The 16,443-nt window shown below is 72.6% G+C and carries 13 protein-coding genes; 9 read left to right on the top strand and 4 right to left on the bottom strand.

What is annotated here, in order from left to right; genetic code table 11:
* The first annotated feature begins 144 nt into the window (after positions 1-144).
* The 7 genes from APR04_RS12380 (at position 145) to APR04_RS12350 (ending at position 9,526) form a co-directional block, all read left to right on the top strand.
* Positions 145-1,812, top strand: coding sequence for a glycosyl hydrolase family 18 protein (locus tag APR04_RS12380; RefSeq protein WP_253870681.1), 1,668 nt, complete (start codon positions 145-147; stop codon positions 1,810-1,812).
* Between the two features lie 131 nt (positions 1,813-1,943).
* The gene (locus APR04_RS12375) at positions 1,944-2,498 is read left to right on the top strand and encodes an RNA polymerase sigma factor (protein ID WP_253870679.1); all 555 of its coding nucleotides are present in this window, start codon (positions 1,944-1,946) and stop codon (positions 2,496-2,498) included.
* Positions 2,499-2,553: 55 nt separating this feature from the next.
* On the top strand, positions 2,554-3,489 hold the full coding sequence (locus APR04_RS12370) for a hypothetical protein (RefSeq protein ID WP_253870677.1): 936 nt from the start codon (positions 2,554-2,556) through the stop codon (positions 3,487-3,489).
* 75 nt (positions 3,490-3,564) lie between these two features.
* Positions 3,565-4,008 (top strand): OsmC family peroxiredoxin, encoded by a 444-nt coding sequence (locus tag APR04_RS12365; protein ID WP_253870675.1) that lies wholly within the window; start codon positions 3,565-3,567, stop codon positions 4,006-4,008.
* A 379-nt stretch (positions 4,009-4,387) separates the two neighbouring features.
* The gene (locus APR04_RS12360) at positions 4,388-7,303 is read left to right on the top strand and encodes an FAD-binding and (Fe-S)-binding domain-containing protein (protein ID WP_253870981.1); all 2,916 of its coding nucleotides are present in this window, start codon (positions 4,388-4,390) and stop codon (positions 7,301-7,303) included.
* Between the two features lie 219 nt (positions 7,304-7,522).
* Positions 7,523-8,812, top strand: a complete 1,290-nt coding sequence (locus APR04_RS12355; RefSeq protein WP_253870673.1) for a serine hydrolase domain-containing protein — start codon at positions 7,523-7,525, stop codon at positions 8,810-8,812.
* Between the two features lie 99 nt (positions 8,813-8,911).
* Entirely contained in the window at positions 8,912-9,526 is a 615-nt protein-coding gene (locus APR04_RS12350) for a nitroreductase family protein (RefSeq protein WP_253870672.1), read from the top strand.
* 16 nt (positions 9,527-9,542) lie between these two features.
* On the opposite strand, the gene APR04_RS12345 is transcribed toward APR04_RS12350, so the two are convergent.
* The 3 genes from APR04_RS12345 to cofD all read right to left on the bottom strand — a co-directional run bounded on the left by APR04_RS12345 (position 9,543) and on the right by cofD (position 12,443).
* Positions 9,543-10,685 carry an FAD-dependent monooxygenase gene (locus APR04_RS12345; RefSeq protein WP_253870671.1) on the bottom strand — a complete coding sequence of 381 codons (1,143 nt, stop codon included), beginning with the start codon at positions 10,683-10,685 and terminating at the stop codon, positions 9,543-9,545.
* Positions 10,686-10,746: 61 nt separating this feature from the next.
* Positions 10,747-11,526, bottom strand: a complete 780-nt coding sequence (locus tag APR04_RS12340; RefSeq protein ID WP_253870670.1) for an NTP transferase domain-containing protein — start codon at positions 11,524-11,526, stop codon at positions 10,747-10,749.
* Positions 11,523-12,443, bottom strand: a complete 921-nt coding sequence (gene cofD, locus APR04_RS12335; RefSeq protein WP_253870669.1) for a 2-phospho-L-lactate transferase — start codon at positions 12,441-12,443, stop codon at positions 11,523-11,525. Before cofD ends, APR04_RS12340 begins: the two co-directional genes overlap by 4 nt.
* A 31-nt stretch (positions 12,444-12,474) precedes the next feature.
* Here cofD and APR04_RS12330 point away from each other — a divergent pair, with 31 nt between their 5' ends.
* Complete coding sequence (locus tag APR04_RS12330) at positions 12,475-12,798, top strand: thiamine-binding protein (RefSeq protein ID WP_253870667.1); 324 nt, start codon at positions 12,475-12,477, stop codon at positions 12,796-12,798.
* Between the two features lie 110 nt (positions 12,799-12,908).
* Positions 12,909-15,083, top strand: a complete 2,175-nt coding sequence (locus APR04_RS12325) for a restriction system modified-DNA reader domain-containing protein (RefSeq protein ID WP_253870665.1) — start codon at positions 12,909-12,911, stop codon at positions 15,081-15,083.
* Positions 15,084-15,324: 241 nt separating this feature from the next.
* Here APR04_RS12325 and APR04_RS12320 read toward each other — a convergent pair whose 3' ends face one another.
* A complete protein-coding gene (locus tag APR04_RS12320; RefSeq protein WP_253870663.1) occupies positions 15,325-16,359 on the bottom strand; it encodes a LacI family DNA-binding transcriptional regulator in 1,035 nt (344 codons plus the stop codon).
* Between the last annotated feature and the right edge of the window lie 84 nt (positions 16,360-16,443).

Here is a 16,443-nt window from a genome sequence, read left to right as displayed (position 1 = left end):
CGAAACAACCTCGTGCGGTACCAGGTGGTTCCACTACGTAGTCCCATCGTGTGGAATTCCCTTATTTCCCATTAACGCAGGTTTCCTTACTTTTAGCGGAACACCGTTTCTGGAGCAGCGCGACCGGAACAGAGAGGGAAGACGATGGACTCGACGTACGAACCGGCGTCAGGCGCCAGCAGGACGACCAGGAGAATCCTCGCGGGGGTGGCGGCGCTCGCCGTGGTCGCCTCCGCCGCCGTGGCGGGCGTCGGCCTGCGCGCGGCGAACGCGGCAGAGGCGGAGCCGGCTACCGCAGCGAGCTCCTCTGCCATCAACGGCTTCCGCAGCGTCGGCTACTTCACGCAATGGGGCGTGTACGGGCGCGGCTACCAGGTCAAGCAGCTCGACACGTCCGGCGTGGCGGACGAGCTGACCCACATCAACTACGCCTTCGCGAACATCCACCACCAGAACCTCGAGTGCTTCGAGGCCAACAAGGCACAGAGCCCCGGGCCCAACGGCTCCGACGGCGCCGGCGACGCCTGGGCCGACTACGGCATGGGCTACACGGCCGCCAACTCGGTGTCGGGCACCGCCGACACGTGGGACCAGCCGCTGGCAGGGTCGTTCAACCAGCTCAAGCAGCTCAAGGCGAAGCACCCGGACCTCAAGGTCATGATGTCGATGGGCGGGTGGACCTGGTCCAAGAACTTCTCGCTCGCGGCCAAGACGGACGCCTCGCGCGAGAAGCTCGTGTCGAGCTGCATCGACATGTTCATCAAGGGCAACCTGCCGGTCATCGACGGCCGCGGCGGCGCAGGTGCCGCCGCAGGCGTCTTCGACGGGTTCGACATCGACTGGGAGTGGCCCGGCTCGCCGAACGGCGCCGAGGGCAACCACGTCGACCCCGTGAACGACGCGCGCAACTTCAAGCTCCTGCTCGCGGAGTTCCGGGAGCAGCTCGACGCGCTCGGCGCGACGACGGGCAAGGACTACGAGCTCTCCGCGTTCCTGCCCGCCAACCCAGCGGACATCGAGGCGGGCGGCTGGAACGACCCCGAGATCTTCGACTACCTCGACTTCGGCAACGTCCAGGGCTACGACCTGCACGGCGCCTGGGACCCGGCGCTCACGGGCCATCAGGGCAACCTCTACCACGACCCCGCGGACCCGCGGGAGCCCGCCCGGCAGTTCAGCGTGGACCTCGCGGTGCGGTCGTACACGGACGCAGGGATCGACCCGGCGCAGCTCGGCCTCGGCCTCGCGATGTACGGGCGCGGCTGGACGGGTGCTTCGTCGTCCGAGGCGTGGGGCACCGCGACCGGGCCGGCCTCCGGCCAGTGGGAGGCGGGCATCAACGACTACGACGTCATCAAGAACGCCGGCACCGGGTACTACGACGCCGAGCTCGGGGCCGCCTGGCGGCACGACGGCAACACCTGGTGGTCGTACGACAACGAGCAGTCCGTGACCGCCAAGGCCGACTACATCCGGGCGCAGGGCCTGGGCGGAGCCATGTGGTGGGACCTGTCGGGTGACCGGTCCGGCACGCTCACCGGAGCCCTGCAGCGTGTGCTCGGCTCCGGCACGCCGGGCCCCGTCGAGGACGACGGCCCGACCGACCCGCCGACCGACCCGCCGACCGACCCGCCGACAGACCCGCCGGGCGATGTGTGCGCCTCGGACGCCTGGAGCGCTTCGGAGGTCTACGTGGGTGGCGACACGGTGTCGCACAACGAGCACGAGTGGCGTGCCAAGTGGTGGACGACGAACGAGACACCGGGCACCACCGGCGAATGGGGAGTATGGGAGGACCAGGGCGCCTGCTGATCGGGGCGACATCGCGTGGTCGGTAGAACGTCAGGTGGTCGGCACCCCGGGGGTGCCGACCACCTGACTTTTTACCGACCACAACGTGGCGCCGCGTGCAAGCGGGGACCCGTTCGCGACAGAGTGGGGGTGTGGACGACAGCCCCGGCGCCCCGCAGGACGAGCCGCCGCACACCTGGCCGCGGCACGACGACGCCTGGTTCAGCGCGCTCTTCCAAGCGCACTCGCGCGCTCTCTACTCGTACTTCGTCCGCCGGCTGCCCGACGGCGGTCGGGCCTCCGACGCCGAGGACCTTGCCGCCGAGGTGCTCGCCACAGCGTGGCGCCGTCGCGACGACGTGCCGGACGGCGCCGAGCTGCCGTGGATGTACCGGACCGCCGGCTACGTCCTGGCGAACCATCGGCGCAAGATGCGGGCGCTCCCTGTCGCCGTCGTCCCGGACGAGCCGGACGACGTGGACCCCGCGACCTTCGCAGCGGCCGACGACGCCGTGCGCCAGGTCCTGTCCCGGCTGACCCCGCGCGACCGGCGCATCCTGCTGCTGGTCGCCTGGGACGGTCTGTCGGGTGACGAGCTCGCCCAGGTGCTCGGCGTCTCCCGTGGTGGGGCCGACGCCGCGCTGTCCCGCGCCCGGGCCCGGCTCCGCGACGCGTGGGACGGCCAGGAGCAAGCGGTGGACGCATGAGCACATGTAAGGGGTGTGCGCGGTGCGTAGCCGAGCACGGCACGGAGGGACGGCGATGAACGAGCACGAGCGGCTGGAGGACCCGGCGTTCGACCGCCTGGTGGCGGCGGACCCCGCGAGGCGTGCGCCGGATCCGGCCCAGGGCGTGCTCCGGGCCAAGGTCGACGCGCTGATCGCGGAGCAGGCAGGCACAGAGCAGGCAGGCACAGAGCAGGCAGGCACAGAGCAGGCCGGCGCTGAGCAGGCCGGGCAAGGACCGGCAGAGCGCGAGCAGCCGGACGACCTGGCGGTTCGGCGGCACCGGCGTCGGACGCCGTGGCTGGTCGCGGCAGCCGTGGCCGGGATCGTCGCGGCGGGTGGTGGTGGCTACGTAGCCGGAGAGAACGGCCTGGGGGCACCGTCGACCGCGGACATGGCGGTCGAGTCCAGCGATGAGACGCCGTCGCTTCTCGGGGCGCCGGACCAGGCCGATCCCGAGGCCGATCCCGAAGCCGATCCCGAGGCCGATCCCGAGGCCGAAGCCGAGTCCAAGTCCGGGGTGGAGCCGCTCGACGCGACCGGCGACCTGTCGACGGCTACGGGGTTCGTGTTCCACGCGGGTGCCGCGCTGTCGGACGCGCCGACCACCGCGCAGGTACGCGTCGCCAGGACGGGCTCCCCGCCCGAGGCCCTCGGCTCGTACCCGGTCGTCAGTGAGGCGGAGGCCGTCGCGCGGCTGGGCGATCCGCGGTTCGCCGGTGCGGCGCTGGGCCTGCCTCGACAGGCTCAGCCCTCACCGGGGACCGGGCCTCGCAGCGTGCCGGAGCCCGGCGGGCCGATCGCCTGGCCCGTCGAGGACGTGACCATCGTCACGGCGACGCTCACGGAGGTGCGCTACACCGTGTCCGACGGCACCGAGCTGCTCGTCCCCGCCTACGATCTCGCGGACGCCGACGGCAACAGCTGGACCGTCATGGCCGTCGACGAGGAGCTGCTCGACCTCGCGCCGTGACGTGGGCGCTTGCCCGGTAGTGTCGAGAAGGCAGGACCCGTCCGAGATTTCTTCTCGTCAGTCAAGGAGTGCAACATGCCAGCACGTACCGCCCGCACCGCCTGGAACGGCACCTTCAAGGAAGGGTCGGGACAGGTCGAGATGTCGTCGTCGGGCGTCGGCACGTACGACGTGTCGTTCCCGGCCCGCGCCGCCGACGACGCCAACGGCGTCACCAGCCCCGAGGAGCTGCTCGCGGCGTCGCACTCGTCCTGCTTCACGATGGCGTTCACCAACGAGCTGGGCGCTGCCGGTGGCACACCCGAGCAGATCGAGGTCACCGCTGAGGTGACCCTCGGGCCGGATCCGGCCGGCGGCCTCTACATCAGCAAGAGCGCGCTGACCGTGCGCGGGTTCGCCACCGGCGTCGACGAGGCCGGCTTCAAGGCAGCTGCCGAGGCCGCCAAGGTCGGCTGCCCGATCTCCAAGGCGCTGACCGGCGTGGGCGAGATCACGCTGACCGTCACCTTCGAGGGCTGACCACCGCGTCGGGTGCTGGGTGTTCGTGGAGCTCGCGACCGGAGCCCGACAGATACCCAGCACTCGACGACGGGGCCGGACGGGTGCGCGATCCGGCGGCTCGTGGTGCGAGAATCGCGGCGTGCCATCGCAGACCAACGATTCCCCGTCCCGGAACGGTATGAACGACGACGAACGCGTTGCGCACGGCTCGACGGGCCACACGGCCGACGACGCCGAGGCCACCCGCGCCGCGCGCGAGAAGGCCGAGGCCCGCGCCGCCGAGGAGATGGAACGCAGCCGCGCCGAGAGCGAGGAGCGGCGCAAGGCCGCGCGCCGGGAGGCGGACCACGCGGCCGAGGCCGCCCGCGAGGCGGTGGCCGACGCGCTGCGGACCGCTATGGACGGCGCCGTCGACACCAGCACCCGCCGCCGCGCCGAGTACTCGACGGACGCGTCCAACTACCGGGTCGTCCCGCAGGGTGTGCTCTTCCCGACGAGCACGGACGACGTCGTCGCGGCGCTCGAGGTGCTGCGCGAGCTCAAGGTCCCGATCACGGCGCGTGGTGCGGGCACCTCGGTCGCCGGCAACTCTGTGGGCCCGGGCGTCGTCCTCGACCTGGGACGAAACCTCGACCGGGTGCTGAGCATCGACCCGGAGCACCGCACGGCGCGGGTCCAGCCGGGCACCATCATGTCCACCCTCCAGACGGAGGCCAAGGTCCACGGCCTGCGGTTCGGCCCGGATCCCAGCACGCAGAACCGCGCAACGCTCGGCGGCATGATCGGCAACAACGCCTGCGGCCCCCACGCTGTCGCGTACGGGCGCACCGCCGACAACGTGGTGTCGCTCGACGTCGTCGACGGCGCCGGCAGGCGGTTCACCGCCGGCTCCGGCGACCCCGAGTTCGCCGACGTGCCTGGGCTCAAGGAGCTGGTCCGGGACAGCCTCGCGCTGATCCGTACGGAGTTCGGCCGGTTCGGCCGGCAGGTGTCCGGCTACTCGCTCGAACACCTGCTCCCCGAGAACGGATCGAACCTCGCTCGTGCCCTCGTCGGCACTGAGGGCACGCTCGTCACGGTGCTGGAGGCGGAGCTCAAGCTGGTGGAGACGCCGGGCGCACCCACGCTCGTCGTCCTGGCGTACCCCGACATGGCCACGGCCGCCGACGACGTCCCGCGCCTCCTTGACCACAAGCCCCTCGCGATAGAGGGCATGGACGCCCGCCTGGTCGACGTCGTGCGGCGCGCCAAGGGCGACGGCTCGGTGCCCCCGCTGCCCGGTGCCGGTGCCCGGGGCGTCTCGGGCTGGCTGATGATCGAGGTCGGCGGCTCGTCCCAGGCCGAGGCGCTGGGGCGCGCGGACGCGATCGTCGCGTCGTCGACGGCACTGGACTCCCTGGTCCTTCCCGCCGGGCCGGACGCCACCAAGATGTGGCAGATCCGGGCTGACGGCGCCGGGCTCGCCGGCCGCACGCCCGCCGGCGAGCAGGCGTGGCCCGGCTGGGAGGACTCGGCAGTGCCGCCGGAGAAGCTGGGGCCGTACCTGCGCGACCTGCAGGCGCTCATGGACCGCTACGGCGTGGACGGCCTGCCCTACGGGCACTTCGGCGACGGCTGCGTGCACCTCAGGATCGACATCCCGCTGGAGACGTCGGGGTCGGTGCTGCGCACCTTCATGATCGAGGCGGCGCAGCTCGTCGCGAGCTACGGCGGGTCGTTGTCCGGCGAGCACGGTGACGGTCGTGCCCGGTCCGAGCTGCTGCCCCTCATCTACTCGCCCGACGCCATCGCGCTGATGGAACGGTTCAAGGCCCTGTTCGACCCGGAGGACCTGCTGAACCCGGGCGTCGTCGTGCGGCCGCGGGCCGTGGACGCGGACCTGCGCCGCCCCCAGGCCGCCCCGGTGCGCACCATGCTGCCGCTGGCCGGAAAGGGCTCTGGCCATGGTGTCCGGCGCAAGTCCGGGTACGAGGGATTCTCGTTCGCGCACGACCACAACGACCTGTCCACGGCGGTGCACCGCTGCGTGGGCGTCGGCAAGTGCCGGGCGGACACCTCGGCGTCGGGCGGCTTCATGTGCCCGAGCTACCAGGCGACGAAGGACGAGAAGGACGTCACCCGTGGACGGGCCCGTGTGCTGCAGGAGGCGGTGAACGGGACCCTCGTCGGTGGCCTCGCTGCGCCGGAGGTGCGGGAGTCGCTCGACCTGTGCCTGTCGTGCAAGGCGTGCTCGAGCGACTGCCCGGCAGGCGTCGACATGGCGCAGTACAAGTCGGAGGTCCTGTACCGGACCTACCGCGGCAAGCTGCGTCCCGTCGACCACTACGCCCTCGGCTGGCTGCCGCGCTGGGCCCGCCTCGCCGGTGCGGTCCCCGAGCTGGTCAACGGCCTGCTGGGCGTGAGGTGGATCGGCAAGGCGGTGCTGCGGGCGGGCGGCATGGACACGCGCCGGTCGATGCCGAAGTTCGCCGAGGTCCCGTTCCGGCAGTGGTGGGCGCGCGGCGGCGCGACGCACGGCGTCCCCGGCCTGCCCGTCACGGACGAGGAGGGGCTTGGCGTGCCCGGGCGCGAGGGCGAGACGGCGGCCCGGCTCGCGACCAAGCCGAAGGTCGTGCTCTGGACCGACTCGTTCAGCGACGCCCTCTCGCCCACGGTGCCGCAGGCGGCCGTGAAGGTGCTGACGGCGGCGGGGTTCTCGGTGATCGTGCCCGACGAGCAGGCCTGCTGCGGCCTCACCTGGATCTCGACGGGCCAGCTCGACGGCGCACGGCGCCGCCTGCTCAAGCTGCTCGAGGTGCTCGGCCCGTACGCCGTGAACGGCATCCCGATCATGGGGCTGGAGCCGTCCTGCACCGCGGTGCTGCGCTCCGACCTGCTCGACCTGTTCCCTGACGACCCGCGCGCGCAGGCCGTCGCCCGCATGACGCGGACGCCCGCCGAGCTGCTCACCTCGGCCGACACCCCGGACGAGTGGGAGCTGCCCTCCCTTGCGGACGTGTCCGCGGTGGTGCAGCCGCACTGCCACCAGCACTCGGTGATGGGGTTCGAGGCAGACCAGAACCTGCTCGAGAAGGGCGGGGCGAAGGTGGAGGTCCTCGCGGGCTGCTGCGGCCTGGCCGGCAACTTCGGCATGCAGAAGGGGCACTACGAGACGTCGGTGGCGGTCGCGGAGAACGCCCTGCTGCCCGCGCTGCGCGAGGCCGCCCCCGGCACCACGTACCTGGCCGACGGCTTCTCGTGCCGCACGCAGGCGCTGGACCTGGCGGGCGTAGAGGGCAAGTCCTTGCTGGAGGTCATAGCGGACCGCCTGTAGGACGGCGTGACGCTGCCGAACGTAGGAGTAGTCGCTCTCTGAGCGCTCTTGAAGCGATCAGGCCTACGTTCGGCAGCGTGGTGCGATGAGGCCTACGTTTGGCGAGGTCGCCGGGTGGACAGGTCCGCCGCTGGTCGGAGCGATATCCGTCGCCCGGCTGATCCGCCCGCGGGCGTCCGTCGTGAGGATGGGAGCACAGCCGAGACGAAGGAGACTCCCATGGATCGCACGAATCGCCGGGCGGCGCTCGCTCTGAGCGCGACGCTGGCGCTCGCGGCGCCGCTGGTGGTGGCGGGTTCCGCCCACGCGACGAGCGCCGACGAACCGCCGTCGGTGCTCGTGGCAGCGGACGCTCCTGCCACCCTGTCCGCGGAGGTGGCCGACGCCGCACGTGCGGCCCAGCGCGACATCGCCAAGAGCCGGGCGCTCGAGCAGGGCCTGAAGACGCCGGCCGATGCCGAGCTCGACGCAGCGCTGGACACCCTCGTGGCAGGCGGCGCCGTGGGCGTGACGGCGCGGGTCGAGACGCCGTCGGACACCTGGAGCGGTGCCGCTGGGACCCGGGAGCGCGAGGGCCGCGCTCCGGCCAAGCCGCGCGACCGGTTCCGCGCCGCGAGCAACACCAAGCCGATGGTCGCCACGCTCGTGATGCAGGAGGTCGAGAAGGGGACCTGGACGCTCGACACTCCCGTCGAGGACGTGCTGCCCGGCGTCATGCCGGCGGGCGTGACGATCGAGCAGCTGCTGAGCCACCGCTCGGGCGCGCCGACCGCCACCAACTGGATCATCGGGCTGCGGATGACCGATCCGACGTCGCTGGACGAGTACTTCGAGGTGACGGGCCAGGAGGTCACGCCGGCCGACCACATCGAGGCCCTGCAGGCCGCACCGTGGGTGCACGAACCAGGGACCGACTTCTCCTACTCGAACGCCGGGTACGTGGTGCTCGGCCTGATGCTCGAGGAGGTCACCGGACGGAGCGTCGAGAACCTGCTGGAGCACCGGGTGTTCGCCCCTGCGGGAATGCGACAGAGCGCCTACCCCGACGACCCGGGCGTGCGCGGCCCGTTCCTCCACGAGTCGGCGTACACGGGCCCGGAGGGCGCCGGCTGGTACGACCTCGACCACTTCGACCCGAGCCTGTTCGCCGCGGCGGGCGCGGTCACGAGCACGACCGAGGACCTCGCCGACTTCACCGAGGCCCTGGTGACGAACCGCCTGGTCGCCCCGGGGACCACCGCTGACATGCTGGATCCGCGGACCGCGGGCGGGGCCGGGTACGGTCTGGGCGTCTACCGCGTCCCCGACCCGTGCGTTCCCGGCGGTTGGCTCTACGGGCACGACGGCGCGTCGCTCGGCACCCTCTCCTTCACCTTCACGTCGCCCGACGGCGAGCGGCAGGTGTCCATGGGCGTGACCGGGCGGGACAACGCCTACCCGGTCTACACCGACGAGCCCCTGTACGACTGGAACAGCGCGCTGCTCCTGCTGATGGAGGCCACCTGCTGACGGTTCACTCCAACCGTTGAGATACCCCTCGAAGCTGCCGTCCAACGCAAGTCGTGGCCGGCCGAACGTCGACGAGCAGAGGGGTCGACAATGAGACCCATGGAATTCCAGGACGTCGTCCGCACGCGCAGGATGCACCGCAAGTTCACCGGCGAGCCTGTACCGGCCGAGGCGGTCGATCGCATCACCCGCAACGCCGTCCGCGCCCCCAGCGCGGGGTTCAGCCAGGGGTGGGCGTTCGTGGTGCTGGAGACGCCTCAGGACCGGGACCGGTTCTGGGCGGCTTCGACGCCGGGCACCACGGAGCGCTCGGAGCGTGACATGTCGACGTGGCTCGCCGGTATGCGCACCGCGCCGGTGATCATCCTCGCGCTCGCGTCCAAGGCTGCCTACCTGCGGCGGTACGCCGAGAAGGACAAGGGCTGGGAAGACCTCGACGAGTCCCGCTGGCCGGTGCCCTTCTGGCACATCGACGTCGGCATGGCGTCGCTGCTCATGCTGCAGACCGCCGTCGACGAGGGGCTGGGCGCCTGCTTCTTCGGCGTCCCGCCGGAGCACGTGGCCGCCGTCCGGGCAGAGCTCGGCGTCCCGGACGAGTTCGAGATCACCGGCGTGGTCGCCGTCGGGCACCCGGCCGACGGCGGGGCGAAGGGCTCACCCACCCGCCGCAAGCGCAAGCCTCTGGACGAGGTCATCCACCGCGGCGGGTGGTGAGCCACCCGCTACGCGGTCAGGGCTCCTGGGAGACCAGGTCCGAGATCGTCGTGTGCATGCCCTGCACGTCGCCCCGCTCGTGTGCCAGCAGCCAGGAGGCGATCTGGTTCGACGCCTCGACCACCGTCGTCGCGCGCGGGACCCGGCGCTCGTGGAACTCTGCCCACAGCTCGTCGGAGACGGTTGCGTGCCTGGTCAGCACGTCGCCCAGCACGAGAGCGTCCTCCAGGGCCTGCGCGGCGCCCTGCGCCACGGTGGGCGGGCAGGAGTGGGCGGCGTCGCCGATGATGACCACGCGCCCGCGGTTCCACGGCTCGGCGACGACGTGGCTGGTGAACCATGTGTAGTTGAGGTGCTCTACGCCCTCTTCGAGCTGGGCCCGGATGGCGTTCCAGTGGGCGCCGTAGGGGCGGGCCATCTCGGCCATGATCTTCGAGCCCTCCTCGGGCGTCATGCCCTGACGGTCCTGCTTGTCCTCGACCAGGTACGCGTACATCGTGTCCTCGCCGGTAGGGCAGAAGCCCGCGATGTAGGACGGGCCGCCGAACACGAGCTCCGTGTGGTCGGCCTCCGCGGGCCGCCTGACGAAGGCTCGGAAGATGCCCATCCCGTTCGGCTCCGGCCTGGTCTCGATGCCGATCAGGTCGCGGACGGCGGAGTTCAGCCCGTCCGCCCCGACGACCAGCTCGTGGGTCACCTGCTCGGCCCCGGCGTCCGTCTCCAGGGCGAGCGTCACGGCGCCGTCGGTCTGGGTCAGCGCCGTGACCCGGGTGCCGGAGCGGACGGTGGCACCGAGCTCTCGCGCGCGAGCCAGCATGATCTCGGCCAGGTCGGGGCGGTACATGCCCGCCGTCGCCGGGTAGTCGGGGCCGCCCATCTTGTTGTCGGGCATCTCGGCGACCAGCGGCGCCTCCGGGCCGGGAGCACGGATGCCGAGCAGGTCGAAGGAGAACGACCTTTCCCGCACCTGGTCCCAGACGCCGAGGCGGTCGAGCGCCCGCAGCGCGTTGCCCTGCAGCGTGATGCCGGACCCGAGGGCGCCCAGGGTCGGCTTCGCCTCGTACACGACGACGTCGGCACCTGCCTCGGCCAACAGGATGGCGGTCGCGAGCCCAGCGGCCCCTGCACCCACGATCCCGACGTTCTGCACAGCACTCACGGTGACTCCCTGGTCCGGGGGCGGATCGACGGACGGAATGAACCCGTCTATACCGGGCAAATTACAGCAGACCAGGCACCTGTTGGCCGACGGCGGCGCGAACTTCATCCGGGAGCTGCGACCAGTCGTCGGCAGTGTCCAGGTCGACGGCGGTGCCGGGCCGGTGCACGACCGTCACGTCGAGGCCACGCGCCTCCGCCTCCGCAAGATGCGCGGCGAGCGACCCGAGGCCGAACCGGAACCGGAAGCCACTGACCTCGACCTCGTCCCTGTCCCCTTCGAGACCTAGGCTGCTTCGCTCTGCGGCCGCTGAGAGCGGATCAGCCTCGGTCTCGAAGGGGAGGAGCAGGAGGTTGGTCCCAGACCGGTAGCGGTCCGTCGCGACCACCACCGGGGCGGCCTCGGCGAGGAGGGCTCCGACGTCCTCCGGGGTCAGGGCGGGCAGGTCGGCGTGCGCGACCAGGAGCCGGCCGGGCCCAGGAACCGGCGTCCCGAGGCTCGGCGTCCCGGGCGGCAGACCCGGCGACCTCGCCGCGAGCACCTCGCGCGCGTGCTCCAGCGCGGCGTTCAGCCCCGGCCGGCCGGCGGGCTGCTCCAGCACCTCGACGTCCAGCCCCGCCAGCGTCTCCCGCGTGAAGACCGGGTCCGCCGTCACCACGACCACCCGCCCGATCCCTCCGGTGGCGAGCAGCGTCGTCACCACGTGCCGGGCCAGCACCCGGACGAGCCGACGCCGCGAACCGGCGTCGAGCACCGCTGCCAGCCGCGACTTGCCCGACACGCCGTCACGGAGCGGCACCACCGCCGTCGTGCCCCGGCTCCCCGGCCGGAACCCGGTCACGCCAGCGCCAGCAGCTCGCGGGCCAGGCGCTCGCGGCCGGGCGGGCCGCCCATCACCGTGTCGGTGACGTGCACGGTCAGGCCGAGGTCCGCGACGGGCCCGGCGAGGTCGGCGTCGCGCTCGTCGATCACCATGACGTCCACGAGGTCCGCGTAGATCCGGGCCACGCCAAGGGCCGACACCTCGTGCCCCAGCGTCTCCAGGATCTGGGCGGCCGGGCCCTTGATCGCCTGCCCGCCCACGATCGGGCTCACCGCCACGCGGCGTCCCGGGGCCGCGACCAGCGCCTCGCGGACGCCGCGCACCGCGAGCAGCGGCTCGATCGACAGGAACGGGTTCGACGGCGCGAGCACCACCAGCTCGGCGGCCAGGGCGTCGAGCACGCCGGGGGCGGGACGGGCGGCGTCGGCCCCCTCGAAGTGCAGGCCGAGGACGGCGTCCGCGTGCTGCCGCCCCACGAAGTACTCCTGGAACCCGAGCCGGCCCGACGGGGTGTCGACGAAGGTGGCCAGGTGGTCATCGGTGGCGGGCACGACGTGCGGCCGGACGCCCATCGAGCGGGCGAGCTCCGCGGTGACGGCCGACAGCGTCTCGCCCCGCCGCAGGCGCGCGGTGCGCACGATGTGGGTGGCGAGGTCGCGGTCGCCGAGCATGAACCAGGTGTCCTCGCCGAGGTCCCGCAGGGCGGCCAGGGTCGCGTAGGACTCGCCGCGCAGGCCCCAGCCGCGGTCCTCGTCGTTCAGCCCTGCGAGCGTGTACACGACGGTGTCGATGTCGGGGGAGATGTCGAGGCCGTGGAGCCGGGTGTCGTCGCCGACGTTCACGACGACGGTCAGGGATTGTGCGCCGAGCGCGAGATCGAGGCCGTGCGCGAGCCGCGCACCGCCGACCCCGCCCGCGAGGAGGGTGACGTTCACACGTCGAGCCTACGCGGGGCAGACTGGACCCATGGCTGTCTTCGCGTTCTCCGTCGCCCCCATGACCGCAGGCGAGTCCGTCGCCGAGCAGGTTGCCGAGGCTGTCCGCATCGTCCGGGAATCGGGGCTCCCGAACCGGACGACCTCGATGTTCACCGAGATCGAAGGATCCTGGGACGAGGTGATGCCGGTGATCCAGCGCGCCACCGACGCCGTCGCCCGGGGCGGCCACCGGGTGTCGCTCGTCATCAAGGCCGACATCCGGCCGGGTGCGCCCGCCGGGCAGATCGACAGCAAGATCGCCCGGGTCGAGGAGCGGCTCACCGCCGACGAGGCGGAGACGGGTCACTCCTGACACCCGCTCGGACAAGCAACACGACACCTTCACCCTGGTGTTTCCGGTCTCGTGCGCGCGGCCTTTAGGCTAAGGCGGACCGATGCCGCAGGACCCCGGGAGATCACGAGATGCCATTGTTCGAGGTCGATACCCAGCGGCCCCTCCTCGTGACGTCCGCGAACGGCTCGGAACCAGGACTCAAGACCACGGCCAACCAGGTGGTCGACTCCCACATCGACGGACTCCTCGGTGAAGAGGTCTTCCCGATCGCACAGGGCTCCGGCCCGGACGAACCGCACCTGCTCGCGCTCGACGCGTCGGGCTCGCCCGTCGTCGTCGAGCTGGTCGCGGACCTCGACCGGGAGAACCTCGCCAAGGCGCTCGACCACGCCGGCGCCGCCGGCCGGCTGACGCGGGCGGACCTCGCTGCGCGGTACAGCGGCGGCGCCAGCTCGTTCCAGCACGACGTCGCCGCCTTCTACGACAGCGTGCCCATCACGCGCACGCAGTCGGGCAAGAACGGTGGCAGCGGCGCCCGGCTCATCATCATCTGCCAGAACGCGCCCGACGAGATCCTCAATGCCGTCGACTTCCTCCGCCAGCCGACGATGCCCGTCGAGGTGCTGAAGATGGGCGTCGTGAACTCGGACGACGGCCGCAAGTTCCTCGACGTCTCGCCGCTCGTGGTGCACCTCCCGCCGGGTCTGCCCGCAACCAAGTCGGCGCCGATCGGCGGCTCCATCACGAGCTCGATGGGGGGTCCGGTCAGCAGCTCGATGGACACGGGCGTCACCGGCGGGGTCGTGGGTGGCTCCGCGGCGCCCAAGGACGCGTTCGAGGAGGGCGTCAAGGTCGGCTACGCGCTCACGGGCAAGATGCCGGTCGTCGCGCAGTCGCCGCAGACTCGCTCCCCGCAGGCGCCCCTCTCCCGCGCCGAGCGCGCGCGCAAGACACCGGTGCGCGCCGCGGCCCCGCCGCCACCGCCGCTCGCCGACAACCCGTCCGCCGGCCCGACCAACGCGGCGACCGGCCTGCGGTCCAGCCTCCGCGGGGCTGCGCCCCGCGGTACACCCGAGCGTGCGGTAGACGGTGGTTCGCCTGAGCGTGCGGCGGGCGATGGCACGCCCGAGCGCACGTCCGAGCGCACGGCTGACGGCGGCAGACGCGAGCGTGCGGCCGGTGGCGGTGCGGCCGAGCGTGCGGCCGGTGGCGGTACGCCCGAGCGCGCGGCCGGGACCCGTGCCGCACGCCGTGCCCAGGCCGCCGCCGCGGGGCCCGACGCCGTGCCGCCCGCCCCGAGCGAACCTGGCAGCGGCAGCCTGCCGAGCGCCCCGGTCTCTTCGGTGCGACCCGGTGCGGAGTCCCGCCCGACGCCGAGCACCCCGCCGCGGCTCGCCGCCAGCCGGTCCTCGCTCGGCGACGCCGCGGTCCCCGTGCGCACCGAGCCCGCCGCCGAGCCGGCGCCGGCGACGCGTCGTCGTTCGCGCACCGACCGGTTCGCGGCGTCCGCGCAGCAGGAGGACCCGACGTCGGCCTATCCGCCATCGGCCCCGACGCCTGGATCGAGCTACCCGCCGCCGCCCGCGCCGCAGCCGCCGGTGGAGGAGAACCTGTGGCAGCCGCCGTCGTACGACGCGGCGCCCGCCTCCCGGGCGGGCTCGAACGAGCCGACCGACTTCGACGCCACCCAGCCTCGCTACACGCCGGAGCCCCCCTACGGTGCCGGGTCGAGCTTCGCGCCCGCAGCGCCGTCGTACGGCTACCCGCCCGAGCCGGCAGCCGGCTACGGCGACCAGAACGGTTACGGCTACGGCGAGCAGCCAGGGTACGAGTCGCCCTACCAGGACAACGCGGCCCCGGCGGCTGCCGAGCCCAACCCCTGGGAGTCCGGCGGCTACCTGGCCGGACCCGACGACGGCTACGGGCAGCCGGCGTTCGTGGCGGACCCGTACCAGTCGAGCGCTCCCGAGGCCCCGGCCCGCCCCGTCCCGCCGAGCGAGAGCATCCGGGCCAGCACCCCGATGCTGTTCGAGGAGGAGGACGACCCGGACCTGGAGGCGCTCGCCCGCAGCGTGGGCACGCCCACGCGCATCGTGTGGTCCCGCCCGCGCCGCAACCAGCACTTCGAGGCGATGCTCCTGCCGGACGGCGCCATCGAGCTGGCCAACGGCGCTCGCTACCGGCACCCGGACACGGCGGCGACGGCGGCGTCGGGCTCGTACACGGCCGACGGCTGGAACGTCTGGCGGATCGGCGACACCGGCCCCACGCTGGTGGAGGAGTTCTCCCGCCGGTTCGCCTGAGCCGGAGGTGCAGCGCAGGGTGCGGGCCGAGGAACGAGGCACGCGCCTGGAGCGGAACCGCAGGCTCAGGCGATATAAGTAGAGCCTGAGCCGGAGGTGCAGCGCAGGGTGCGGGCCGAGGAACGAGGCACGCGCCTGGAGCGGAACCGCAAGCTCACGCGATGCAAGTAGAGCCTGAGTTCCGCCGCCGCCGGTCGCACCCGCCGGTCGGCATCTCGCCGGTCGAGCCTGTCGATATCCGTCAGCCGGACGCGCGCACCACGAGCTCGGGCATGAACGTCTCCGAGCGCCCGGCTGGCTCGGCGTCCGGCTCCTCGGCCTGCCGGAGGGCCGCGAGCAGGAGCCGGGCCATGGCGCCCGACATGTCCTCGACGGGCTGACGCACCGTCGTGAGCGGCGGGTGGGCCTGCGCCGCGACGCTCGAGTCGTCGAACCCGACGACGGCGACGTCCCGCGGCACGTCCCGGCCGGCGGTACGGAGCGCCGTGGACACGCCGTCGGCCATGAGGTCGTTCGCTGCGAAGACGCCGTCGACGTCGGGCACCGCCGTCAGCAGCGCGCGGGCAGCGGCCTCACCGCCGGGGCGGGTGAAGTCGGCGGCGACAACCTGGGGCTCGCGCAGCCCGGCGGCGCGTACCCCGTCCAGGAAGCCCTGCAGCCGCGCGTGCCCGAACGGTGCGTCGGACGGTCCTGCGACGACCGCGAGCCGGGTGCGGCCGGAACCGGCCAGGTGCTCGGCGGCGAGCCGACCCCCTGCGGCCTGGTCCAGGTCGACCCACGCGACGCCCGGCACGGTGGTGCGGGTCGAGAGCACCAGCGGCACCGCCAGCTCGGCCAGGCGGCCCGGCAACGGGTCGGTGGAGCTGGACGTGATGAGCAGGACCCCGTCGACGTGACCCTGGCGCACGTACCGCACGACCTGGTCGTGGGTGGGAGGGTCGGCAGGGATGATCGCGAGATGGATGTCGCGGGGCCGCAGCACGGCCTGCGCCCCGGCGGTCACCCGCCCTACGTACGGATCGGTGAAGAGTCGTTCCAGGAAGGGCAGCGGTGAGCGCTGCTCCGGCGGTTCCGACACCACGAGGGCCACCGAACCGGTGCGTCGCGTCACGAGCGACCGGGCCGCGAGGTTCGGCACGTATCCGGTCTGCTCGATCGCCCGGCTCACGACCGCGACGATCTCGGGGTCAACGGTGGGCACCTCGTTGATCACCCGCGACACGGTGGCGCGGGAGACCCCAGCGACGGAGGCGACGGCCTCCAGTGTGGGCCGCACGGAACGCTGCATCTGCACCGGCCAGTTATACCCCGCCGTCGCGGTTCGTCGTGGGCGCGATCGTTGTGTCCTCCTGACCGCTTC

Origin of the sequence: Promicromonospora umidemergens (assembly GCF_024171995.1) — a bacterium.
GTDB lineage: Bacteria > Actinomycetota > Actinomycetes > Actinomycetales > Cellulomonadaceae > Promicromonospora > Promicromonospora umidemergens.
This window is presented reverse-complemented; position numbering and strand designations above follow the sequence as displayed.

What these genes read in the sequence shown, in the direction of transcription:
- APR04_RS12325 (WP_253870665.1), top strand. Translation starts at nt 12,909, where the DNA reads ATGCCATTGTTCGAGGTCGATACCCAGCGGCCCCTCCTCGTGACGTCC.
- APR04_RS12365 (WP_253870675.1), top strand. Translation starts at nt 3,565, where the DNA reads ATGCCAGCACGTACCGCCCGCACCGCCTGGAACGGCACCTTCAAGGAA.
- APR04_RS12355 (WP_253870673.1), top strand. Translation starts at nt 7,523, where the DNA reads ATGGATCGCACGAATCGCCGGGCGGCGCTCGCTCTGAGCGCGACGCTG.
- APR04_RS12370 (WP_253870677.1), top strand. Translation starts at nt 2,554, where the DNA reads ATGAACGAGCACGAGCGGCTGGAGGACCCGGCGTTCGACCGCCTGGTG.
- APR04_RS12350 (WP_253870672.1), top strand. Translation starts at nt 8,912, where the DNA reads ATGGAATTCCAGGACGTCGTCCGCACGCGCAGGATGCACCGCAAGTTC.
- APR04_RS12330 (WP_253870667.1), top strand. Translation starts at nt 12,475, where the DNA reads ATGGCTGTCTTCGCGTTCTCCGTCGCCCCCATGACCGCAGGCGAGTCC.
- APR04_RS12380 (WP_253870681.1), top strand. Translation starts at nt 145, where the DNA reads ATGGACTCGACGTACGAACCGGCGTCAGGCGCCAGCAGGACGACCAGG.
- APR04_RS12360 (WP_253870981.1), top strand. Translation starts at nt 4,388, where the DNA reads ATGGACGGCGCCGTCGACACCAGCACCCGCCGCCGCGCCGAGTACTCG.